19 protein-coding genes are annotated in these 22,858 nt (G+C 72.4%); 11 read left to right on the top strand and 8 right to left on the bottom strand.

The window, feature by feature from the left end:
- Positions 1-21: 21 nt before the first annotated feature.
- The 3 genes from IEZ11_RS09975 to IEZ11_RS09965 all read left to right on the top strand — a co-directional run bounded on the left by IEZ11_RS09975 (position 22) and on the right by IEZ11_RS09965 (position 3,051).
- Positions 22-1,047 carry a FecCD family ABC transporter permease gene (locus IEZ11_RS09975; protein WP_189262307.1) on the top strand — a complete coding sequence of 342 codons (1,026 nt, stop codon included), beginning with the start codon at positions 22-24 and terminating at the stop codon, positions 1,045-1,047.
- A 116-nt stretch (positions 1,048-1,163) separates the two neighbouring features.
- Complete coding sequence (locus tag IEZ11_RS09970) at positions 1,164-2,159, top strand: FecCD family ABC transporter permease (protein ID WP_229712962.1); 996 nt, start codon at positions 1,164-1,166, stop codon at positions 2,157-2,159.
- Between the two features lie 4 nt (positions 2,160-2,163).
- Positions 2,164-3,051, top strand: coding sequence for an ABC transporter ATP-binding protein (locus tag IEZ11_RS09965; RefSeq protein WP_189262305.1), 888 nt, complete (start codon positions 2,164-2,166; stop codon positions 3,049-3,051).
- A 363-nt stretch (positions 3,052-3,414) separates the two neighbouring features.
- Here IEZ11_RS09965 and IEZ11_RS09960 read toward each other — a convergent pair whose 3' ends face one another.
- Positions 3,415-4,368: a methionyl-tRNA formyltransferase gene (locus IEZ11_RS09960; RefSeq protein WP_189262304.1), complete on the bottom strand. Its 954-nt coding sequence runs from the start codon at positions 4,366-4,368 to the stop codon at positions 3,415-3,417.
- Between the two features lie 99 nt (positions 4,369-4,467).
- Between IEZ11_RS09960 and IEZ11_RS09955 the strand changes: the two genes are divergently transcribed.
- Entirely contained in the window at positions 4,468-5,778 is a 1,311-nt protein-coding gene (locus IEZ11_RS09955; RefSeq protein WP_373294885.1) for a lysine N(6)-hydroxylase/L-ornithine N(5)-oxygenase family protein, read from the top strand.
- Positions 5,779-5,913: 135 nt separating this feature from the next.
- On the opposite strand, the gene IEZ11_RS09950 is transcribed toward IEZ11_RS09955, so the two are convergent.
- Positions 5,914-7,434, bottom strand: coding sequence for an amidohydrolase (locus IEZ11_RS09950; RefSeq protein ID WP_189262302.1), 1,521 nt, complete (start codon positions 7,432-7,434; stop codon positions 5,914-5,916).
- Between the two features lie 975 nt (positions 7,435-8,409).
- Between IEZ11_RS09950 and IEZ11_RS09945 the strand changes: the two genes are divergently transcribed.
- From IEZ11_RS09945 to IEZ11_RS09935, 3 genes are read left to right on the top strand one after another with little or no spacing between them, the layout of a single operon-like run.
- The gene (locus tag IEZ11_RS09945; protein WP_229712930.1) at positions 8,410-9,090 is read left to right on the top strand and encodes an AfsR/SARP family transcriptional regulator; all 681 of its coding nucleotides are present in this window, start codon (positions 8,410-8,412) and stop codon (positions 9,088-9,090) included.
- Positions 9,091-9,141: 51 nt separating this feature from the next.
- Positions 9,142-10,182, top strand: a complete 1,041-nt coding sequence (locus IEZ11_RS50675; protein ID WP_229712929.1) for a glycoside hydrolase family 25 protein — start codon at positions 9,142-9,144, stop codon at positions 10,180-10,182.
- Between the two features lie 20 nt (positions 10,183-10,202).
- A complete protein-coding gene (locus tag IEZ11_RS09935) occupies positions 10,203-10,505 on the top strand; it encodes a hypothetical protein (protein ID WP_189262300.1) in 303 nt (100 codons plus the stop codon).
- 113 nt (positions 10,506-10,618) lie between these two features.
- On the opposite strand, the gene IEZ11_RS09930 is transcribed toward IEZ11_RS09935, so the two are convergent.
- From IEZ11_RS09930 to IEZ11_RS09905, 6 genes are all read right to left on the bottom strand, one after another.
- On the bottom strand, positions 10,619-11,641 hold the full coding sequence (locus tag IEZ11_RS09930) for a lactonase family protein (RefSeq protein ID WP_189262299.1): 1,023 nt from the start codon (positions 11,639-11,641) through the stop codon (positions 10,619-10,621).
- Between the two features lie 18 nt (positions 11,642-11,659).
- Complete coding sequence (locus IEZ11_RS09925) at positions 11,660-12,658, bottom strand: sugar kinase (RefSeq protein ID WP_189262298.1); 999 nt, start codon at positions 12,656-12,658, stop codon at positions 11,660-11,662.
- Positions 12,655-13,329, bottom strand: a complete 675-nt coding sequence (locus tag IEZ11_RS09920; protein ID WP_229712928.1) for a bifunctional 4-hydroxy-2-oxoglutarate aldolase/2-dehydro-3-deoxy-phosphogluconate aldolase — start codon at positions 13,327-13,329, stop codon at positions 12,655-12,657. The genes IEZ11_RS09925 and IEZ11_RS09920 overlap by 4 nt, the downstream gene beginning before the upstream one ends.
- Positions 13,326-14,210 (bottom strand): carbohydrate ABC transporter permease, encoded by an 885-nt coding sequence (locus IEZ11_RS09915; protein ID WP_189262297.1) that lies wholly within the window; start codon positions 14,208-14,210, stop codon positions 13,326-13,328. Before IEZ11_RS09915 ends, IEZ11_RS09920 begins: the two co-directional genes overlap by 4 nt.
- Before the next feature lie 80 nt (positions 14,211-14,290).
- Complete coding sequence (locus IEZ11_RS09910) at positions 14,291-15,163, bottom strand: carbohydrate ABC transporter permease (RefSeq protein WP_189262296.1); 873 nt, start codon at positions 15,161-15,163, stop codon at positions 14,291-14,293.
- A 114-nt stretch (positions 15,164-15,277) separates the two neighbouring features.
- A complete protein-coding gene (locus tag IEZ11_RS09905; protein ID WP_189262295.1) occupies positions 15,278-16,546 on the bottom strand; it encodes an ABC transporter substrate-binding protein in 1,269 nt (422 codons plus the stop codon).
- A gap of 368 nt (positions 16,547-16,914) precedes the next feature.
- On the opposite strand from IEZ11_RS09905, the gene IEZ11_RS09900 reads away from it, so the two are divergent.
- The 4 genes from IEZ11_RS09900 to IEZ11_RS09885 all read left to right on the top strand — a co-directional run bounded on the left by IEZ11_RS09900 (position 16,915) and on the right by IEZ11_RS09885 (position 22,721).
- A complete protein-coding gene (locus IEZ11_RS09900; RefSeq protein WP_229712927.1) occupies positions 16,915-17,961 on the top strand; it encodes a LacI family DNA-binding transcriptional regulator in 1,047 nt (348 codons plus the stop codon).
- A 48-nt stretch (positions 17,962-18,009) separates the two neighbouring features.
- A complete protein-coding gene (locus IEZ11_RS09895) occupies positions 18,010-18,774 on the top strand; it encodes an SDR family NAD(P)-dependent oxidoreductase (RefSeq protein ID WP_189262294.1) in 765 nt (254 codons plus the stop codon).
- Between the two features lie 70 nt (positions 18,775-18,844).
- Entirely contained in the window at positions 18,845-19,990 is a 1,146-nt protein-coding gene (gene dgoD, locus IEZ11_RS09890) for a galactonate dehydratase (RefSeq protein ID WP_189262293.1), read from the top strand.
- A 298-nt stretch (positions 19,991-20,288) separates the two neighbouring features.
- Positions 20,289-22,721, top strand: a complete 2,433-nt coding sequence (locus tag IEZ11_RS09885; RefSeq protein WP_229712926.1) for a carbohydrate binding domain-containing protein — start codon at positions 20,289-20,291, stop codon at positions 22,719-22,721.
- Positions 22,722-22,858: the final 137 nt, after the last annotated feature.

Genomic DNA, 22,858 nt, shown 5'->3' with positions numbered 1-22,858 from the left:
CGACGGCATGGAGACCGGCAAGTGGCTTCAGGCAGAAGGCTTCGCACCACGGTGCTGGTGACACTGATCGTCGCCCTCCTGGTCCTCCTGTCCCTTCTCTCGGTGGCGCTGGGCGCGTTGAGCGTCCCGCTCGACCAGGTGGTGCGCTCGGTCCTCGGGCATCCGCCGAGCCGACTCGTCGACAACGTGATCTGGTCGGTGCGCATCCCCCGGACCCTGCTCGGCCTGACCACGGGCGCCGCGCTCGGCATGTCCGGCGCGCTGATGCAGGCCCTGACCCGCAACCCCCTTGCCGACCCCGGCATCCTCGGGGTGAGCGCGGGCGCCTCCTTCGCGATCGTCGTGTCGGTCGCGGTGTTCGGGGTCGGATCGCTGTACGGCTATGTATGGTTCGCGTTCGCCGGGGCGCTCGCCGCGAGTGTCCTGGTCTTCTTCCTCGGACGGCTGGGCCGCTCCGGGGCGACCCCGGTGAAGCTGGCGCTCGCCGGAGTGGCCGTCACCTCGCTGCTGTCGTCGCTGACCAGTGCCGTGGTGCTCACCGACCAGGACGCGCTGGACCGTTACCGCTTCTGGTCCGCCGGCACCCTGGCCGACCAGGACTCCGGCGACCTGGTGCGCATCCTGCCGTTCCTCGCGGTCGGCGCCGTCCTCGCCCTGTCCTGCGCCCCGGCCCTGAACAGCCTGGCGCTCGGCGACGACGTGGCCGCCTCGCTGGGCCGACGGCTGGGTCTGGTACGGCTCCAGGGGGTGACCGCGATCGTGCTGCTGACCGGCGCCTCGGTCGCCGTCATCGGTCCGGTGGTCTTCCTCGGCCTGGTCGTCCCGCACATCGCCCGGCTGCTCGCCCAGTCCGCCGGCATCGGCCCCGACCACCGCTGGCTGCTGCCGCTGTCCGCCGCGCTGGCGCCGGTCCTGCTGCTGTCCGCCGACATCGTGGGCCGCATGGTGGCCCGGCCCACCGAGATCCAGGCCGGCGTCCTGGTCGCCTTTCTCGGCGGCCCGTTCTTCATCGCCCTGGTCCGCCGCCGGAAACTCGCGGAGGTGTGAGCGTGCCCGCACAGTCGTCCCCCGTCGCTCCGGCCCGGTCCGGCCGGAGCGGGCGGCCCGCCCGCGGCGCGCTGCGCGACCGGCCGTTCCGGCTGGCCGTACCCCCGGTCTCCGGCATGCTGCGGCCGCGCCTGGTGCTGACCGGAGTCCTGGTCGGCGTGGGCGCGTTCGCGCTGTTCTGCTGGGGCCTGGCCATCGGCGACTACCCGGTGAGCCTGCCCGGCGTGGTCAAGGCCCTGTTCGGTGTCGGCGACCCCGGGACGCTCGTCGTCGTACGGGACCTGCGGCTGCCCCGCGCCCTCACCGGCCTCCTGGTCGGCCTCGCCTTCGGGGTCTCCGGGGCGGTGTTCCAGACGATGACCCGCAATCCGCTGGCCAGCCCCGACATGATCGGGCTGACCGAGGGCGCCGGTACGGCGGTGGTGGCCGCGGTGGTGCTCGGCTTCGCCGACGGGCTCGGGCTGTCCACCGTCGGGCTGATCGGCGCCCTGGCGACCGCGCTGCTCGTGTACGCGCTGGCCTGGAAGGGCGGAGCCACCGGCTACCGCATCATCCTCGTCGGCATCGGCGTCTCGTGGATCTGCACCAGCGCCACCGACTTCCTGGTGGCACGGGGCAACCGGTTCCAGGCCGAGGAGGCGCTCGGCTGGCTGGTCGGCAACCTCAACGGCCGTACCTGGGGCCAGGTGGACTCGCTGGCGATCGCCCTCGCCGTGCTGCTGCCCGTCACCCTGGGCCTGGGCCGCTGGATGCGCACGCTCCAGCTCGGCGACGACGTGGCCGCCGGGCTCGGCACCCCCGTCCAGCCGGTCCGGCTGGCGCTGCTGCTGACCGGGGTGGGCCTGGTCGCCTTCGGCACGGCGGCGGCCGGACCGGTGGCCTTCGTGGCCCTGGCCTGCCCGCAGATCGCGCTGCGGCTGGCCGGCACCTCGGCACCGCCCCCGCTCGTCTCCGGTCTCACCGGCGCGTTCGTCGTCCTCGGCGCCGACCTCCTCGCCCGCGAGGCGGTCCCCGGGACGGAACTGCCGGTCGGGATCGTCACCGGCGCCCTCGGCGCGCCGGTCCTGCTGTGGCTGCTCGTCCGCGCCAACCGCGCGGGATCTGGAGGCTGATCCCATGTCGACCACCGCCCCGCGCCCGTCGGGCTCTCCCGAACAGCCCGCCAAGGGCCCCGAGTTGCGGGCCCGCGGCCTCCATCTCGCCTACGACGGGCGGCCGGTGGTGACGGACCTCGACCTCACCGTGCCCACCGGCCGGATCACGGCCATCGTCGGGGCGAACGCCTGCGGCAAGTCGACCCTGTTGCGCGCCCTCGCGCGGCTGCTGGCCCCGCGCCAGGGTGTCGTCGAACTGGACGGCACCGCCCTGCGCTCCATACCGACCCGCGAACTCGCCCGCGCCCTCGGCATCCTGCCGCAGACACCGGTGGCGCCGGAGGGGCTGACCGTCGCCGACCTGGTCAACCGCGGGCGCTCCCCGCACCAGACCTGGTGGCGGCAGTGGTCCGCCGCGGACGAGGAGGCGGTACGGGCCGCGCTGGCGGCGACCGGCCTGACCGAGCTCGCGGACCGGCCGGTGGACGAGCTCTCCGGCGGCCAGCGGCAGCGCGCCTGGATCGCCATGGCGGTCGCCCAGGGCACGCCCGTGCTGCTCCTGGACGAACCGACGACCTATCTCGACCTGGCCCACCAGATCGACGTCCTGGACCTGGTCACGGACCTCAACCGGCGCGAGGGCCGCACGGTGGTGATGGTGCTGCACGACCTCAACCAGGCCTGCCGGTACGCCGATCACGTCATCGCCATGAAGGCCGGCCGCATCGTCGCCCAGGGCGCACCGGCCGAGGTGGTCACCGAGGCGACCGTCGAGGACGTCTTCGACCTGCGCTGCCGGATCACCCCCGACCCGGTCAGCGGCACCCCGATGGTCATCCCCCTCGGCCGCCACCACCACGACGGCGACACCCAGGACGCCGAGACCGCGGTACCGGCCACGATCGACTGAACGCCCTCCCGGGGGGAGGCGACCGGGACCACCGCCGGGAGCACGAACAGGGCGACGGCCGGGCCCGCAGACGAAAGCACCGCCGGGTGCGCCGCCGGAGCGGCAGGGCCGGGACCACCCCGGAGGGGGCAAGGCCGAGACCGCAGCCACAGCCACCACCGCCACCACCACCGCCACCGCCACCGCCACAGGAAGCAACGCCGGGGCCGCATCCGGGGAGGGCGAAGCCGGGGCGGTGGTGGCGGCTTGGTGGTCGGGGAGGTTGTGTGGGCGGGTGTCCCGGTGTGGTCGTGGGTGGCCGGTGGTGCGGCCCCGGTCGGTGCCGGAGCCGCTCGGGATGTCGCCTCGGCGGCGGGTGCCGGCTCAGGGACGGGACGTCAAGTAGCCCCCCATGGTGCGGAAGTAGTCCGCCGCCGCGTGCTCCGTGCCGTCGTCCGTGCGCACCCGCCGGACCGACAGCCCCCGGCAGCGCCCCGTGTGCGCGTCGGGGCCCGCCACGACGACCACGCCGTCGCCCTCGCGGATGAAGATCCGGCCCGGGGTGCCGCCGTAGCGCCCCTCGGAGACGGCGGCGGAGACGATCCTGAGCCGCTCGCCGCGGTGGAAGGCGTAGGCGTTCGGGTACGGGTCCGACTGGGCCCGTACCAGGCGCTCCAGACGCTCCGCGGGCCAGGTCCAGTCGATACGGCTGTCCTCCAGGGACCGCTTGTGGAAGAAACTGGCGCGGCCGCGGTCCTGCGGCACCCACTGGCCGGCGTCCCGGCCGGCGGCGATCAGGTCGAGCGACTCGCGCACGATCGGCGCGATCAGGCCGACGGTCCGGTGGAACAGGTCGGTGGCCGTGTCGGTGGGCCCGACCGGCACCGAGCGCTGCACCAGGACGTCTCCGGCGTCGAGTTCGGCGTTCATGCGGTGCGCGGTCACCCCGACCCGCTCCTCGCCGTTGATCAGCGCCCAGATGATCGGCGAGAACCCGGCGTAGGCCGGCAGCAGCGAGTCGTGGATGTTCAGGGTGCCGTGCGGGGGCAGGTCGAACAGCTCCGGGGGCAGCCAGGTCCGCCAGTTGTTGGCGACGATGATGTCCGGCCGGGACTCCCTTACGGCGGCGAGGAGTTCGGCGTCGTCGGGGCGGTTGCGCAGGAGCACCGGGACGTCGTGCTTCTCGGCCAGTTCGGCGACGTTGTCGTCCCAGATCTTCTCGTAGGCGTGCTCGCTCCTCGGGTGGGTGACGACGAGGACCACCTCGTGATCGGAGTCCAGCAACGCCTGAAGCGTGCGGTGACCCCAGGTCTGGTAGCCGAGCATGACGACCCGCATGACGGTCCTTCCCTTCACTGACTCCATTGCTAGGTAAGCCTTACCTTATCTAGCATGGGTCTGCCTGAGGGAGGCGATGCAAAGGTGAAATCACCGGTCATGGGTTCCGACGTCGTCCACGACATCATCGGAATCGGTTTCGGCCCGTCAAATCTCGCTCTGTCCATAGCGGTTGAGGAGCACAACGCGGGCCTCGCGGCGGACAGCCGTCTCAACGCCCTGTTCCTGGAACGGCAGCCGCGGTTCGGCTGGCACCGGGGCATGCTGATCGACGACGCCACGATGCAGGTCTCCTTCCTCAAGGACCTCGTCACTCTGCGCAACCCGACCAGCGACTACAGCTTCCTCTGCTTCCTGCGTGAACAGGGCAGACTGATCGACTTCCTGAACCAGAAGACCCTCTTCCCGCTGCGGATGGAGTTCCACGAGTACTTCGAGTGGGCGGCGGCACGGGTCGCGCACCAGGTGTCGTACGGCAGCGAGGTGGTCGCGGTGGACCCGGTGCGGGACGACGACGGCCGGGTCACGCACTTCGACGTCACCTGCCGGGACACGGCCCGCCCGGAGGCGACCGTGACGCACCGCACACGCAACATCAGCGTCGCCATGGGGCTGGAGCCGCACGTGCCGCCGGGGCTCGAACTCGCCGAACGTGTCTGGCACAACAGCGAGTTGATCCCACGGGCCGAGCAACTGGCCGCGACAGGCGCGCCGGTGCGGCGGGCGGTCGTCCTGGGTGCCGGGCAGAGCGCCGCGGAGACGGTGGACTACCTGCACCGTACGTTCCCGGACGCCGAGGTCTGCTCGGTCTTCGCCAAGTACGGCTACACGCCCGCCGACGACAGCCCGTTCGCCAACCGGATCTTCGATCCCGAGGCGGTCGACGTCTACTTCTCCGCGCCGTCGGCGGTCAAGCAGTCCCTGCTGGACTACCACCGGTCCACCAACTACTCGGTCGTCGACATGGATCTGATCGAGTCGCTGTACGCCACCACGTACCGCGAGAAGGTGGCGGGGCGGGAGCGGCTGCGCTTCCTCAACGTCTCCCGTGTCCGCGACATCGCGGACGGCGCCGACGGCGGTCTCGACATCACCGTCGAGTTCCTGCCCACCGGCGAACAGCAGACGCTGCCCGCCGACATCCTGGTGCTCGCCACCGGCTACCGGCCCCGGGACCTGACCGCGCTCATGGGCGACGCGGCCAAGCTGTGCCTCAAGGACGACGGCGACGCGATCCGGGTCGGCCGGGACCACCGCGTCGAGACGGTGCCGGAGGTCGAGGCCGGCATCTACCTCCAGGGCGGGACCGAGCACACCCACGGACTCACCAGCACCCTGCTGTCGACCGTGGCGGTCCGCGCCCAGGAGATCCACCGATCCCTGCTGACCGACCGGGCGACGGCGGCCTGACCCCCGGCCGCCCGGCGCCGCCCCGCCGCCCCGCCCCTGCCCCGCCACCCCGCACTCCCGTGTCCCGGACGGTACGGTCCCGTCCGGGACACGGGTCCCGGCACGGCGTGCGGGAGGCTCGCGGAGACGGGCGGTCTAGTACGGCCCGTGGGTCCAGCGGCCGGCCGTCATCGTGGCGTGCACGGGCATCGTGCGCAGCGCGTCCGGGTCGGCCGTCGACGGGTCCACGTCCACGACCACCAGGTCCGCGGGGTCCCCGACCCTGATGAGCCGGCGCCCGCGGGCCGCCGCGGCCAACGCGTCCGGCACCGGCAGGCGCTGTTCCGGGTGCCAGGCGGGGCGGTCGTCGTCGGTGCGGGCGACGGCCGACGCGACGGCGAGCCAGGGGTCCAGCGGTGAGACGGGGGCGTCCGAGCCGAACTCCAGCCGAGCCCCTGCGGCCAGCAGGTCGGCGTAGGCGAAGGCACGTCCGGTGCGTCCGGCCCAGTACCGGTCCGCCACGTCACGGTCGTCCGTCGCGTGCCGGGGCTGCACCCCCGCCGTGACCCCCAACTCGGCGAAGCGCGGCAGGTCTTCGGGGCTCAGCAGCTGCGCATGCTCGATCCGGCCGCGGCAGCGCACGGCCTCGAAGGCGTCCAGGGCGACGGTGTTGGCCCGGTCGCCGATGGCGTGCACCGCGGGTTCGATGCCGTGGGCGGCGGCCCGGCGCATGAGCCGCACCAGCTCGTGCGGTGCCGTCTGCTCGATGCCGTGCGAGCCGTCCGTGCCCTCAAGGCCCGGGTAGGGGTCGCGGCACAGCGCGGTACGGGTGTTGAGCGAGCCGTCGGTGAAGAGCTTGAGCGGGCCGACCCGCACCAGGCCGCCCGGCGCGCCGATCCCGGACCCGGTGCGCAGACCGCGGGCCACGGCCGCGTCCAGGTGGCTCGGGTAGACGGCGGCGGACACCCGTATCGCGGGCGGGAACCGCGCCGAGCGCCGCTCCCAGGCGCCCACGGTGTCGCCGTACTGGAAGTCGATGACCCCGGTGACCCCGCGCGCGGCGGCGGCCCGGCAGGCGTCGGTGACCCAGCCGTCCAGCGTGTCGGCCGGCACCTCGGGCAGGGCCGCGAGAACCTCGTGCCCCTCCTGCTCCCGGACCAGTCCGGTCGGATGGTCACCCCGGCCGACGAGGGTCAGGCAGGCGGAGTTCAGCCACACGGCGTGCAGGTCGGCGCTGACCAGGACGACCGGCCGGTCCGGCAGGGCCGCGTCGAGGAGCCGCTTGTCCGGGGCGTCGGCCCACAGCCCGTCCCGGAAGCCGTATCCGAACAGCACCGTCCGGGCGCCGGGCGCCGTACGGCCGTGCGCGCGCACCCGGTCGGCCGCCTCGCGGGCGGAGACGGTTCCGGAGAGGTCGAGCCGACGGCGCGCGCTCGCCCACTCGGCGAGGTGGACATGGGCGTCCCACAGGCCCGGCAGGAGCACGCGCCCGTCCAGATCGAGGACCCGCTCCCCCACGGCGGCTCCGGCGGGTGCCACGGCCCCCTCACCCGGGACGACATGGGTGACCCTGCCGTCCGCCACCCGCACGGCGACCGGCGGCCCGCCCGCCCCCAGCCGCACGCGGGCGAGCGTCACCGCCGCCGGCCGGTGCGATGTGGTCGCGAAGTCCGTCATCGAGCAGCCTCCCTCTGCGGCGGCGCGCCGTGCCGGGCCGTGCCGCCGCGGACATGGCCGCCGGCCGGGACCGCGTGGGCCGCCGGGACGCGAACGCCCGGCAAGGCATACGGCGCCGCCCCGACCGCGACCCGGAATATCAACTTAGGCTCACCTTACTCAACCCGAGCCCCGTCGGTCTCCGGACACCGGCGAACGGGGCACGCACGGACACGCACGGCGCCCCCGTCGGAGGGGCGATCGGCACGCGCACACCGGCGACGCCGCGCACCGCGGCCGACACGAACCACACCACGGGTCAGATGCCACATGCCACATGCCACATGCCACACACCGCACACCGCACACCGCACGAGCCACCTCGTAGGCCACACGCCACGCGGACCGCGAGCCGGACCGCACCGCGAGCCACACCGACCGCGAGCCGGTCCGTTCAATGGAACAGGGCGTGACGGCCGACGGCTCTGGGTTCACTCTCGGTACCGGCGGAGTCGGCGCCCCATGGGAGCCGACGCGCGCGGGGGCTTCGCCGGGCCCGTACCCGAGAGGGCGGGATCTGGCCGACAAGGATCGTAGATCCGTACGGCGGTCGTGGTGTGACGGACCGCCGTGCGCCCTCGTCGCGTTGCCGACGCCGCAGCCCGCGCCCTGGCCGGTGGTCCCCCCTCAGGCCGACGGCGCAGGTCGGCGGCGTGCCGTCGCCCGGCCAGGAGCCGCCCCCTTGATGCTCCGGCCGGGCGGCGGGCCCCGGACCGCGGCGCGGTCCACTGAACGGAACAGGACATGACGGACCGCGTCCGGCCTTTCACTCTGGTCACCCGGGCCACGGGAAGGGCCTGGGCACCACAGGCCGCCCGACCGGCGGCCGCGACACGGGGGAACGGGGAACGGCGGATGGCGTGGAGCGAGTTGACGGTGGAACCGGCGAGAGTGCGAACGGCGGAGCCGGTACCGGCGATCGCCAGACTGTGTCTGTTGGGCACCTTCCGGCTGGAGGGCGCGCACGGGACCGTGGCCGTCCCGGCGAACGAACAGCGGCTGCTGGCCTATCTCGGCCTGCACAAGCGCGCGTCCCGCTCGGTCGTCGCCGGGACCCTGTGGCCCGACGTCTCCGAGGAGCACGCGCACGGCAGCCTGCGGACGGCGCTGTGGCGGCTGCGCCGGACGCGGCGGCCGATGGTCTGCGCGGACGGCGACCACCTGTACCTGTCGGACGCCGTCCGCGTGGACATCGACGACTTCGCCCGAGCGGCCCTGCGGGTCACCGGGGCCGGGCACGACCCAGAGGACGCGCCGCCCTCGCCGGACCTGTTGGCGGGCGGTGAGCTGCTCCCCGGCTGGGACGAGGAATGGATCTTCTTCGAGCGCGAGCGGCTGCGCCAACTCCGTTTGCACGCACTGGAATCGCTGAGCGCCCTGCTCACCCGGCGCGGCTGCTACGCGCTCGCGCTGGAGGCCGCCCTCAGGTGCATCGCCATCGAGCCGCTCCGCGAGAGCGCGCACTGCGCGCTGGTCGCCGTGCACCTGGCGGAGCACAACGTCGCGGAGGCGATCCGGCACTACGAGGCGTTCAGGCGGCTGCTCCGCGCGGAGTTGGGGCTCGAACCCTCGGCGCGGTTCACCGCGATGTTCCCCCGGCGGACGTCCGGGACCTGACGCGCACCGCGTCCCGCACTTGACCGACACCATGAAAGGGGGCGGCACGAGATGCCCACATGCCGTGGAATCGACCTCTCCGTCTATCAGGGAGCCCAGGACTGGAAGGCCCGCGAGGCGGAGGGCGTGGTCTTCGCCTTCGCCAAGGCCAGCGAGGGCGAGCACACCCACGACCAGCACTTCGTCCAGCACATCACGGGCATCATCGGGGCCGGACTGGTCCCCGGTGCCTACCACTTCGGCTGGCCCAACCAGGACGTCGCCACCGAGGCCGCCAACTACGTCGCCGCCGTACGGCCGTACGCCCGTCAGGGCTTCGTGCACTGGCTGGACCTGGAACGCCGGTCCGACGGCTCGAACTACGCGGGGACGACGGCGGCCGGGATCCGGGCCTACGCCACCGCCTGGATCGCCAAGGTGCAGGCCGCGTTCCCCGGCCAGCAGGTCGGTGTCTACACCTCGGGGAGCGATCTGGCCGCCGGCCACGCGCCCGCCACCGTCCCCCTCTGGTATCCCGCCTATCCCTGGTCCGGAGCCGCGACCTACGCCCAGGCCGAGGCACACCCCAAGCCCGGCCCGTCCGGCAGGTCGCCGCTGTTCTGGCAGTTCACCTCGACCCCCTTGGACCGATCCATCTGCTACCTGAGCGAGTCCGCGCTGCGCGCGTGGGCCGCCGGAACGGAGACAGACATGCCACTCACCACGGACGACATCGACAAGGTCGCGGCCGCGGTCGTCGCGAAACTGGTCGCGGGCGGCGGTGTGCTGGAGACGCAGGACGTCAGCAAGGTCGCGTCGGCCACGGCGAAGGCGGTCCTCACCCTGGACGGGGTGATCGCGGCCCCCACCGACGCCCCGGACGTGAAGACCAACCAGTTCTGGGCCCTGCAGTCCTACGTCAAGGACACCAACGCCCGGCTGCGGCTGGTGCAGGCGACAGAGGCGGCCCAGAGCGCGGCCATCGCCCAACTCGCCACCGCCGTCGCGGCGTTCGACAAGACGATCGACGCCGCCGCGCTGGCCGCCTCGGTCACCGCGGCGATCGAGGCCGCCGTCCGCAAGGTGGTCATCCACCTCGACCCCGCTTCCTGACGTCCGGGACAGGCCTCCTCATGAACCTCTTCGCCAGCTTCATGCGCACCGTCGTGCCGATCGTGGCCGGACTCGTGCTGACCCTTCTGGTGCACATCGGCGTCCAGTTCGGTTCGGCGTCCGTGGCCAGTGTGGTCACCACCGTCCTGACCGGCGCCTACTACACGGTCTTCCGGCTCCTCGAAGACCTTGCCGCGAAGATCCGCTCCCGGCCGCTCGCCGTCGTCGCCGGCACCTTGCTCGGCTGGGCGACGCCGCCCGACTACCCGACCGCGGCCCGCCGGACGGCGGACCGCCCGGGAACCCCTGCCCCGTCCTCCTGACCCTGCCTCCTCCTGGCCTCCTTGCCGACTGGCCTCCTGACCGACTGGCCTCCTGGCCTCCCGGCCGGCGAGGAGGATTCCGCCGCCACCGCTCCTGGTCGCCGGACGCGGCCTCACACCGCCAGCGCACACACCACCGACGGGACGGCCGCCGTGGCGACCGGCTCGCCGAGGGCGCCCGAGTCCAGGACCGGCAGCACGGCCAGGGTGCCGCTGTGCTGGTTGGCGACGAGGACGTGGCCCGGGACCGCGGTCAGCCCGCGCGGCCAGCTGCCGCCGGACGGCGTCTCGCCGAGCGGCACCAGGGTGGTGCCGTCGAGCCGGAAGGCGGCCACCGTGTCGGCGCCCCGGTTGGTGACCTGGACGAACCGCTCGGAGACGACGATCCCGCCGGGCTGGTTGGGCACCCCGGCGGCCGTGGCGGGCACCCGGGACAGCTCGACCAGGGTGCCGGACTCCGGGTCGTAGCGATGGCAGGTCACCGTCGAGGAGAGTTCGTCGGCGCTGAACACCAGGTCGCCGGTGGGCGCGAACGCGAGGTGCCGGGGTCCGGAACCGGGCCGCAGCCGGTTCACCGCGACGCGTTCCAGGGTGCCCCGGACCAGGTCCAGGCGGTAGGTGAACACCGCGTCGGCACCGAGGTCGGTGGCGAGGACGAACCGGCCCGCCGGGTCGACCAGGACCTGGTGGGCGTGGCTGCCCTCCTGCCGCCCCACGACCGGCCCGGAACCCTGGTGCTCGACCACGTCGGTGCGGCCGGTGATCCGGCCGGCCGCGTCGAGCCGGTGCACGGCGACCGTGCCGGGCAGGGTGTCGGTGCCGTAGTTCGCGGTCAGCAGCCAGTCGCCGCCGGGGTGGACGGCGAGATGGCAGGGGTTGGCGCCGCCGCTGCCGACGGGCGCGCCGAGGGCGGTGACCCGGTCCGCCAGGGCGAAGGCCCCCACGGCACCCTCGGTGGACTCGTGCGTGCTGTAGACCACGGGGAGGACCGGGTGGGCGGCCAGGAAGGAGGCGCCGCTCGCGGGTACCGGCGCCGCCTCGGTGGTCAGCACCCGACCGGCCAGCCACAGCGGGGTGAGTCCGACGCCTTCCCCGCCGCTGTCGGGGGTGTAGGAGCCGGCGAGAACTATGGACATGGGGATTCCTCGGGTCGGTCAGCGCAGTACGTCGTCATGGTGGTCGAGCAGGGCGAGTTCGGTGCGCCTGGGCAGGCCCTCCCAGTCTCCGCTGGTGGTGACCGCGAACGCGCCGAGCCGGGCGGCGGTGTGCAGCCGGCGCTCCGGTGGCTCACCGGCCAGCAGTTCGGCGAGGTACCCGGCGACGAAGGCGTCCCCGGCGCCCACGGAGTCGTGCACGCGCACCGGCAGCGCGGGCTGCCGGTAGGACACCCCGTCCAGCAGCGCGTACGCCCCCTCCGCGCCCAGCTTCACCACGGCTCCCCGCGGGCCCAACTCGCACAGCCCCTTGGCGAGTTCGGCCGGCTCGTGCAGGTCGGGCACCGCGAGCCGGGCCTCGTGCGGCCCCGCGAACACCAGGTCGACGTCGCGCAGCAGCGGCAGTACGGCCCGCCGGGCGTCCTCCTCGCTCCACAGCAGGGAGCGGAAGTTGATGTCGAAGGAGACCAGGACACCGGCGTCCCGGGCGATCCGCACCGCCTGGCGGACCGCGCTCGCGGGAGCGTCGCCGAGGGCCGGGGTGATCCCGGTGAGGTGCAGCACCGCGGCGCCGGCGACGACGTCTTCCGGGATGTCCTGGGGCGCCAGCCGGACCCCGGCCGTGGCGGTGCGGTAGTAGCGCATGCGGTGGTGGGTGCCGGTGCGCCGCTCCTTGAGGAGCAGCGAGGTGGGCGCGGGGTCGCGGACGGCCAGCACGGTGACGCCCTCGGCACGCAGTTCGCGCAGCACGAGTTCGCCGAGCTGGTCCTCGCTGACCCGGCCGATCCAGGTGGCCCGCCCGCCGAGCCGGCTCACCCCGACGGCGACGTTGGACTCGGCCCCGGCGACCCCGAGGCGCAGCGCGGAGCCCACGGCCAGGGGGCCGGGCTCGGCGGCGGAGAGGACGGCGAGGGTCTCGCCCACGGTGACGAGGTACGGCCGGTCCGGGTCCGGGGAACCGGCCGGTCCTGCCGCAGCGTTGTCCGAGGCACCGTTCACAGGTCGCCCTTCCCGGCCCGCAGCGCGGGCCTGACCGTCTCCAGCAGGGCGCGTGCTCTCCCGGTGAGCGCGTCGAGGGCGGCCGGGTCACCGGGGGTGCGGTCCGCGCCGCGCAGCAGCGGGCTGCCGACGCCCACGGCACGGGCCCCGGCGGCCAGGTACTCCGCGGCCTGGTCGAGGTCCACGCCGCCGACCGCGACGAGCGGGATCTCCGGGAGCGGCGCGCGGAGTTGCCGCAGGTGCGCGGGGCCGCCGGTGGAGGCGGGGAAGAGCTTGACGGCGGCGGCGCCGGCCCGCCAGGCGGCGGCCACCTCGGTGGGCGTCCAGGCCCCGGGGTAGAAGGGGACTCCCAGGTCGGCGGCGGCGCGGACGACGTCGGGTTCGACGTTGGGGGCGACCAGGAACTGCGCGCCCGCGGCGACCGCGTCCCGCAGGTCGGCCCGGGTCAGGACGGTACCGGCGCCGACCGCGGCCGTGGCGCCCAGCTCCTCCCGGATCCGGGCGAGCGCGTCCAGGGCGCCCGCGGTGGTCAGGGTGACCTCCAGGCAGGTGACCCCGCCGGTGGCCAGCGCGCGGGCCACGGCGGGCAGCCCGGTGGCGTCGGCCGAGCGGAGGATGGCCATCACACCGGTGTCGGCCAGCTGGGGGGTGAGGGCGGGACGCAGGGTCACTTGACCGCTCCCGCGGACATGCCGGCCACGACCTGGCGCTGGAAGAAGACGAAGATGACCAGCAGCGGCAGCACCCCGAGCAGGGCGGCCGGGAACAGGGTGGTCGGCTGCACGGTGTGCGGGTCGATGAAGGAGTAGGCGTTCACCATGACGGTGCGCTTGCCCGGGTCCTGGAGGAACACCAGCGGCACCAGCAGGTCGTTCCAGACCTGGAGGGCGACGAAGGTCAGCAGGGTGCTGGTGACCGGCCGCAGCAGCGGCAGCACCACCACGAAGAAGGTGCGGAAGGCACCGCAGCCGTCGAGCGCGGCGGCCTCCTCCAGGTCGACCGGGATCGAGCGGATGAAGCTGGTGTAGAAGAACACGGCCAGCGGCAGGTTGATCGCGGTGTAGATGAAGACGACGCCCGCGTAGGTGTCGAGCAGGTTCATGTCGCGCATCAGCAGGTACAGCGGCGCCACCACCACGAAGACGGGGATGGAGGTGCCGAGGATGAACAGCCGGTACACCGCCGTCGACCAGCCCGCGGTGATCCGGGCCAGTGGATAGCCGGCCAGCGAGCCCAGCACGGTGATGCACACGCACGAGAGCCCGGTGATGAGCAGGGTGTTGAGGGTGCTCGGCCCGTAGTGGATCTGGTGGAAGGCGTCGCTGAAGTTCTTCAGGGTGAAGGAGTGCGGGACACCCAGCGGAGCGCGGGCGACATCGGCCGCGGTGCGCAGCGAGGTGACGACCGTGAAGAGGAACGGCAGCACGAACAGCGCGGTGCCCACCCACAGCAGGGCGGTGCCGAGGCCGCTTCCCAGGCGGCCCGCGCGGCGCGGCTTCCGGGGACTGGTGACCTGTGCGGTCACCGGGAGTCGGGAGGTCTCAGAGGTCATGGTGGCGATCCGTCCGGTTCGATCAGGTGCGTACGGCGTCACGGGGCCGCCGTCAGGGGCGTACGACGTGACGGGCGCCGTCAGATGCGCCGTTCGCGCAGCCTGAGCAGGGAGTTGGTGGCGCTGGACAGGACGACCACGGTCACCAGGAGCAGTACCGACAGCGCGATACCGAGGGCGAACTTCCCGCCGCCGAAGATGTTCCGGTACACCAGCAGGGTCAGGGTGTCGGTGGCGCCGGCCGGGCCGCCGTTGGTCAGGACGAGCGGGAACTCGAAGACCTTCAGCGAGCCGATCAGGCTGAGGGTGACGTTGACGGTGAGGGCCGGGGCGAGCAGCGGCCACTCGATGCTGCGGAACCGCCGCCAGCCGCGGGCGCCGTCCAGCGCGGCCGCCTCCAGCAGTTCGGTCGGCATGCTCATGTAGCTGGCGAGGAAGATGGCGCACGAGTAGCCGGTGAACATCCAGACGTTGACGGCGGCCACCGCGTACAGCGCGGTGTGCGGGTCCCCCAGCCAGACGTGCCGGAGGCTGCCGAGGCCGACCGCGTCGAGCAGGCCGTTCAGCCCGCCGCCGGGTGCGAGCAGGTACGACCAGATGAACGCGGCCATCACCGGGGAGATCAGGGTCGGCGTCAGCAGGACGACGTTGAGCGCCTGGCGGACCCGGGGCCGGCGGAACAGCATCGACGCGAACAGCAGCCCGAGGCCGTTCTGCACGACGACGACCACCACGGCGTAGAGCACGGTGTGCCACAGGGCCGCCGAGACGGCCGGGTCGTCCGCCATGGCCCGGTACTGCTGGAGCCCGACGAAGTGCGCGACCGGGCCGCCGAGGCTGTCGGTGAAGCTCAGGTACAAGCCCCGGACCAGCGGATACAGCATGAAGACGCTGTACACGGCGATCGCCGGGAGCAGGAAGGCGGCCATGGTGGCGCGCCGACGGTGGAACACGGGGATCGATCCTCCTTGGCCGGGGACCGCGGTGTGGGCGGGCCTGCCCCGAAGGGCGGGGAAGCGGGCCGCACCCGCACCGCGGCGGTCCCGGGACGGGACTGGTCGGCCGGTCTACTTGGCGGAGGCCGCCGTCTGGATGTCCTTCAGGGTCTGCGCCTCGGAGGCCTGGCCCAGCAGATAGGCCTGGATCTTGGAGCCGACGGCGGTCTCGGCGGTCGCGCCGTACCAGGAGTTGGACGGCAGGACCCGGTAACGGCCCTCGTTGAAGGCGGCGTTGAAGGTCTTGGTCTGCGTGGCGTCCGGGGTCGTACCGCCGGTGAAGGGGGACTCGGCGTGCTCGGCGTCCAGGTACTTGGCGAGGTTCTCGCTCTGCGACCAGAAGTCCACGTACTCCTTGGCCGCGTCGGCGTGCTGCGACTGGGAGTTGACGCCCCACATGGTGCCGGAGAAGAGCATCGCGTTGGGCTTGGTGCCGGCCGCGCCGGCCGGCCAGGGGGTGAACTGGACCGGGAAGCCGGCCTTGGCGATGTTGGAGACCTGCCAGGCGCCCTGGTACCAGAAGGCGCTCTTGCCGGCGCTGAAGTCCTGCGGGCCCTGCGACCACTCGTCGACGCCGAGCTCGTTCTTCCAGCTGACGTACCCCTTGTCCGCAAGGGTCTTCAGCTGCTCCAGCGAGCTCTTCCAGTCGGTGCCGAAGGAGGCCTTGCCGGCCAGGAAGTCGGCGTCCCACTCCTTGTTCTTCTGGTAGACGAGCGTGGAGCCGATCGCCTGGAAGGTGGAGCTGCCGGTCCAGCCGGACTTGTCGGGCAGTGCGATCGGGGTGATGCCGACCTTCTTGACCTTGGCGAGGTCGGCGAGGAACGTCGGCCAGTCCGACGGCACTTCGGTGATGCCGGCCTTCTTCAGCAGGTCCATGTTGGCGTACAGGCCGATGCCGATCAGCTCCATCGGCATCGCCAGCACCTTGCCGTCGCTGGTCGCGAACGGCTTGGCGGAGTCGGAGATCTTGCTCGCCCAGGACTCCTTGGAGAGGTCGGCGAGGTAGCCGGAGGCGCCCCACTTGTTCATCTTGTCCGTGTCGACCATGATCACGTCGCCGGCCTTGCCGCCCAGCAGCTCGGGCTGGAGCTTCTGGGTGTAGGTGTCGTTCGCGGTGATGTACTCGAAGTCGACCTTGATGTCGGGGTGGGCCTTCTCGAAGGCCTTGTTGATCTCCGCGACGTTCGCGGGCTCCGCGCCGCCGCCCTTCCACGCCTCGACCTTGATGTGGACCTTGCCGTCCGAGGAGGACGAGCCGGAGCCACCGCCACAGGCGGCGAGCGTGGTCGCCAGGGCGGCGACCGTGGTGGCGACTGCGAGCAGTCTCCCGGAGCGCTTCATTGCACACCTCACCCATTCGTCGGCACGGGCCGACATCTCATTGTTTGCGGAGCGACTGAGCTCGGTCGGCATTTCGAACCGAGTTTGGTATTGCGAACACAGTGGGGGGAAGCGGGGGGAGCAGGGGACGGGGGCGTCGGACGGGGGGACCGGTCGGGGTTTCGGACGGTCCGGGGGTCGGGCCGGTCGGGGTTTCGAACCGGTCGCCGATGGCGAGTTTCAGCCCTGCCGTTTCGGCCTGGTCTGCATGGATATATCACTGATATCCACTTGAGGAAACCGGTTGACCAAGACTTCGGCGAACGCTAGGTTGCGGCGCCAGAAGGTGTCAAGAGCTCAAACACAACCGACCGCTTGGAGGAATCGCAGTGCCCGATCAGCCAGTACGGGCCAGGCTGGTGGATGTCGCCAGGGAAGCCGGTGTCTCCAAGGCGACCGTGTCCAAGGTGCTCAACGGACGCCAGGACCTGTCCGTCCGCCCCGAGACCAGAGCGCGCATCCACGAGGTGGCCGAGGCCCTCGGCTACCGCCCGCACTCCGGCGCCCGAGCCCTGGCCGGCGCGAGCACCCACGCCCTGGCCCTGCTGGTCCCGTCCCTCGGCAACCCGACGTACGTGACCATCTCCCGCGGCGCCTACCAGCGCGCCCGTGAGCTGGGCTATCTCTCGCTGCTCGCCGAGGACTTCGACGGGCAGGAAGCCGACGAGACCTTCAACGACCTGGTCAAGGAAGGCCGCGTGGACGGGCTGCTGATCGCCTCCGCCCGCCCCGGCCATCCGCTTCTGGAGACACTGCGCCGCAGCCCCGTCCCGCATGTGTTCCTCAACCGCGCGGTCGAGGGCTCGGGGCGCAACGTCACCATGGACGTGGCCCGTTCCAGCGTCACCGCGCTCGACCACCTGCACGAGCTCGGCCACCGCGTGGTGGGCCATGTCGCGGGCCCCGCCGGCATCGCGCCCAGCGAGGACCGCAAACAGGCGTTCCTCGACCGCGCCGCCGAGCTGGGACTGCTCGCCGCGCCGGTCGCCGCCGGGGACTTCACCGAGGAGGGCGGCGCCGCGGCCGCCCGCGAACTGCTCGCACCCACCGAGCACCGCCCGCCGGTCACCGCGCTGTACACCAGCTCGCTGGCCCAGGCGATCGGCGCACTGCACGCGATCGGCGAACTCGGCCTGCGGGTCCCGCAGGACGTCTCGCTGGTCGGCAACGACGATCTCCCGGTCGCCGGTTACCTCACCCCCTCCCTCACCACCGTCGCGATGCCCCTGTACGACCTGGGCACCGCCGCCGTCGACGCTCTGGTCGCCGAGATCGAGGGCAAGTCCCCCGGGGACGTGATCGTCCCCACCGAGCCGCGGCTGGTCCGCCGCGGCTCCACCGCTCCCCCGGCCGAGCCGGGCGGAAGACCAGACTGACGAACCTAACGGGATGACCGAGCCGCCGGTCGCACCGAGAGGAACCCCATGAGCCGCACCATCGCCACCCGCTACGCCGGGCACACCGCCCTGCTCACCGCCGCCGCCTCCGGCATCGGCGCCGCCACCGCCCACCGGCTGGCCGCAGAGGGCGCGTCCGTCCTGGTCACCGACGTGGACGAGGAGGGCGCCGCCCGGGTCGCCGAGGAGGTCCGCGCCAAGGGCGGCGACGCCCGCCACCGCGCCCTGGACGTGACCGACCCCGAAGCCTGGCCGCACGCGGTCCGGGCCGCCGAGCAGTGGACCGGCCGCCTGGACCTCCTGCACCTCAACGCCGGCCGCAACCTGCCCGGCGCCGTCCACGAACTCGACGACGCCGCCTGGCACGGCCACCTCCGCCTCGCCCTCGACTCCGTCTTCTACGGCTGCCGCGCCGCCGTACCCCTGCTCTCCGCCGCCCGCGGCGCGATCGTCGTCACCTCGTCGGTGCACGCCGTCCTCGGCTTCAGCGGCTTCCCCGCCTACGCGGCCGCCAAGGGCGGGGTCACCGCGCTGGTACGGCAGCTGGCGGTGGAGTACGGCGGCCGGATCCGCGTCAACGCGGTCGTCCCCGGGGCCGTCGACACCGGCCTGTGGGTGGACGCCCCGGCCGAGTACCGCGCCCGGACCGCCGCCCGCACCCCGGTCGGCCGTATCGGCGAACCCGAGGACATCGCCGCCGCCGTCGCCTTCCTCGGCTCCGCGGACGCGGCCTTCGTCACCGGCCAGAACCTGGTGGTGGACGGCGGCCGCAGCATCAGCGCCGACGAGTAGCCCGCGACTCCCCTTCCTCGTACGTCACCGCCCCGGGCCGTCGTGCCCGCGGACCCGGAGGTCCCGCACCATGAAAATCACCGGATACGAGCTGTTCTTCGTCGAGCCGCGCTGGCTGTTCCTGCGCGTCGACACCGACGAGGGCGTTTCCGGCTGGGGAGAGCCCGTCGTCGAGGGCAAGGCGCACACGACGGCGAAGGCCGTGGAGGAGATGTTCGACCACCTCCTCGGCCAGGACCCGGCCCGTATCGAGGAGCACTGGCAGATGCTCGCCAAGGGCGGCTTCTACCGGGGCGGCCCGGTGCTCAGCAGCGCCCTCGCCGGCATCGACCAGGCCCTGTGGGACATCGCCGGCAAGACCCACGGCGTCCCCGTGCACCAGCTCCTCGGCGGCCATGTCCGCGACCGCGTCCGCATCTACGGCTGGCTGTACGGCGAGACGCCCGAGGAACTCGCCGAGTCGGCGGCCGGCCAGGTGGCCAAGGGTCTGACGGCCGTGAAGATGAACCCGTGCGCCCAGCTGGAGCCGCTGGCGACGCCGGCCGCGATCGCCGCGATCGTGGACCGGGTGACGGCGGTCCGCGAGGCGATCGGCCCCGACCGGGACCTGGCGCTGGACTTCCACGGCCGCTTCAGCGGGGCGATGTCGCGGCGGGTGCTGCCCTTCCTGGAACCGCTGCTCCCGATGTTCGTGGAGGAGCCGGTGCTGCCGGAGTTCACCCGCGACCTCGGCGAGGTGGTGCGCGCCACGTCCATCCCCATCGCCACGGGCGAACGCCTCTTCTCCCGCTGGGACTTCCGTGACGTCCTCGGCGACGGGATCGCGGTGGCCCAGCCCGACATCAGCCACGCGGGCGGCATCTCGGAGACGCGTCGCATCGCGGCGATGGCCGAGGCGTACGACGTCCTCGTCGCCCCGCACTGCCCCCTCGGCCCCATCGCCCTCGCCGCGAGCCTCCAACTCGACTTCGCCATCCCGAACTTCCTCATCCAGGAACAGTCCCTGGGCATCGGCTACGGCGACAGCAGCGGCCTGCTCGGCTATCTGGCCGATTCCTCGCCGTTCGAGGTGAAGGACGGCTACATCGACCGGCTCACCGGGCCCGGCCTCGGCATCGAGATCGACGAGACGGTGATCAGGAAAGCGGCGGAGAAGGGGCACCGCTGGCGCAACCCGGTGTGGCGGAACACGGACGGCTCGCTGGCGTCCTGGTAGCGACGCCAGCGACTCGGCTGCGGGCCGGTGGGGGTTGCTCGCGCAGCTCCCCGCGCCCCCAAGAAGGTGCGTCCACTGGTCGCGCCCCGAAAGGGGCGCGGGGAACTGCGCGACCAGCCCCCACGCACCCGCGGCCGCGAACGGTCCGCGCTGTACCTCTTCTGCTACCCCACAAGACCCCGGACGGGCCCGCGGCAACGGACCCGCCCGGTTTTTCGGAGGACACTCACTCTCACCAAGGAGCGTCGCAATGAAGCGTCGCAGATCATCCGTGAGTCCGGCCAGTCGAACAGCCCGCGTGCTGACTCTTCTGGCCACCCTCGCGGGCGCGCTGCTCGTCCCGGCCACCGCCGCGCACGCGGCCGGCACCACCTACTACGTCGACTGCTCGGCCTCCAGCAACGGCACCGGCACCCAGGCCAGCCCCTGGAACGCGGTCGGCGGCGTCAACAGCACCACCTTCGCCGCAGGCGACAGCATCCTGTTCAAGGCCGGCACCACCTGCACCGGCCAGCTCACCCCGGGCGGCTCGGGAGCCTCCGGCAGCAACATCTCGATCAGTTCCTACGGCTCCGGCGCCAAGCCGGTCATCGACGCGGCCGGCGCCACCGGCGCGGTCATCAAGCTGCTCAACCAGCAGTACTGGGACATCGGCGGCCTTGAGCTGGTCGACAACGCCTCCTCGCCCGCCTACCGCTCCGGCGTCCTCGCCGAGAACAGCTCCGGCGGGGTCCTGCACCACATCCGCGTGCACGACATGTACATCCACAACATCGCGGGCTACGGCGGCGGCTGGTACTCCACCAACGCGGGCGTCGGCGTCCAGACCGACCACACCACCCCCGTCTCCACCTGGGACGACGTCGTCGTCGAGAACAACACCTTCGACCACGTCGACCGGATCGCCGTCGCCGTCACCCCCGACGGGGACGGCCAGGGCACCGGCCTGACCACGAACACCGTCATCCGCAACAACACGATGACCTACGACGGCGCCGACGACATCCTCGTCGTGAAGAACGACGGCGCCCTGATCGACGGCAACAAGGCGGGCTACGGCGGCGCCAAGTCCACCTGCCCGCCGTCCGGCCAGTACTGCAACGGCGCCTCCGCCGGCATCTGGATGTCCGGCAGCAGCAACACCGTCGTCCAGAACAACGAGGTCTACTGCCACGTCAACGGCGCCGACGGCACCGGCTTCGACGTGGACTGGGGCAACCACAACACCACGTTCCAGTACAACTACAGCCACCAGAACCTCGGCGGCTTCCTGCTGGTGATGCCGCCCTTCACCATCGCCAACGAGCCCACCTCGACGGTGCCCAGCGACGGCACGGTGGTCCGCTACAACATCAGCGAGAACGACGGCAGCAACTCCGGCTGCCCCACCTCCGGCACCCAGACCCACGGCGCCGGCGTCCTGCACTTCGTGGGCGGCGTCCCGAACCAGAGCGGCAGCTCGTCCGCCGTCCCGCTGTTCTACAACAACACCTTCTCCGTCCGGGACGGCCTGAGCACCCCGATCCTGTACTCCCGCTCCGGCACGTCCATCAGCGGCGCCCTGTCCTTCCAGAACAACGCCGTCTTCAACTACGGCTCCGGCAACTACTTCACCACCACCGGCACCTCGACCTACTCCAACAACCTCTTCTACGGCAACCACCCGTCCCGCGAGCCCGCCGACGCGGCGAAGGTGACCGCCGACCCCGAGTTCCGCAACCCGGGCAACGCCAACACCTCGTCCTCGTACACCGGCAAGAACGCCTACCAGGTGCACGCGTCCTCCCCGGTGATCCGGGCCGGCACGGTGATCAGCTCCAACGGCGGCCAGGACGCCTTCGGCAACGCCGTCTCCGCCACGGCCGCCCCGAACATCGGCGCCTACAACGGCACCGGCGGCAACCTGCTCTCCAACGCGGGCTTCGAGTCAGGCGCGTTGAGCCCCTGGACCCAGGCCAGCGGCAACGCCTCCTCGGTGACCGCGGCCAATGCCCACACCGGCAGCGACGCGCTCACCACCACCGCCGCCGGCAGCGGCGCCAACCAGGCCCTGACCGGCCTCAGCCCGAGCACCACCTATCTGCTGACCGGCTGGGCCAAGGTCGCCACCGCGGGCGAGACCCTCGCGATCGGCGTGAAGAACTTCGGCGGCACGGAGACCTACACCAACATCGCCACCACGGCCTACAGCCAGGCGGCGGTACTCTTCACCACCGGTTCGTCGAGCACCACGGCGACGGTCTACTGCTGGAAGAACGCCGGTGGCAGCGGGGCCGGTTACTGCGACGACCTCTCAGTGGAGCCGCTGTCCTCCGCCACCAACGCCGTCACCAACCCGGGCTACGAGACCGGCGCCCTGACCCCCTGGGCCCAGTCGACCGGCACGGCGTCCAGCGTGGTCGCCTCCAACGCGCGCTCCGGCAGCTACGCGCTCCAGACCGGGGTCAGTGCCAGCGGCGCCATCCAGACGGTGAGCGGTCTCACCGCCGGCAGCACCTATCTGCTGACCGGCTGGGCCAAGGTGGCCACCGCCGGTGAGGAGGTCGCGGTGGGCGTGAAGAGCTTCGGCGGTACGGAGACGTACCTGCGGAACTCGACCACGTCCTACGCCCAGCAGCCCATCTTCTTCACCACGGGCGTCTCCACCACCTCCGCCGGTGTCTACTGCTACAAGAACTCCGGTTCGGCGGCCGGTTACTGCGACGACTACTCGCTGATCAAGCTGTCGTAACAGCAGCGGCGACGAGCGGGCGGGCGGGCCGGGTCACCGGGCCGCCCGCTTCCTCGTCCCCGCCGGAGCTCGTCGCCTCCGGAAGAGCTCGTCCAGGTCCGTCTGCGAGATCTGGTCCTCGGCGACGTTCTGCGTCC

This window comes from Streptomyces fuscichromogenes (assembly GCF_014645815.1).
GTDB classification, from domain to species: domain Bacteria; phylum Actinomycetota; class Actinomycetes; order Streptomycetales; family Streptomycetaceae; genus Streptomyces; species Streptomyces fuscichromogenes.
Note: the sequence above shows the minus strand (reverse complement) of the source record. Positions and strands in the feature narration are given on the sequence as shown.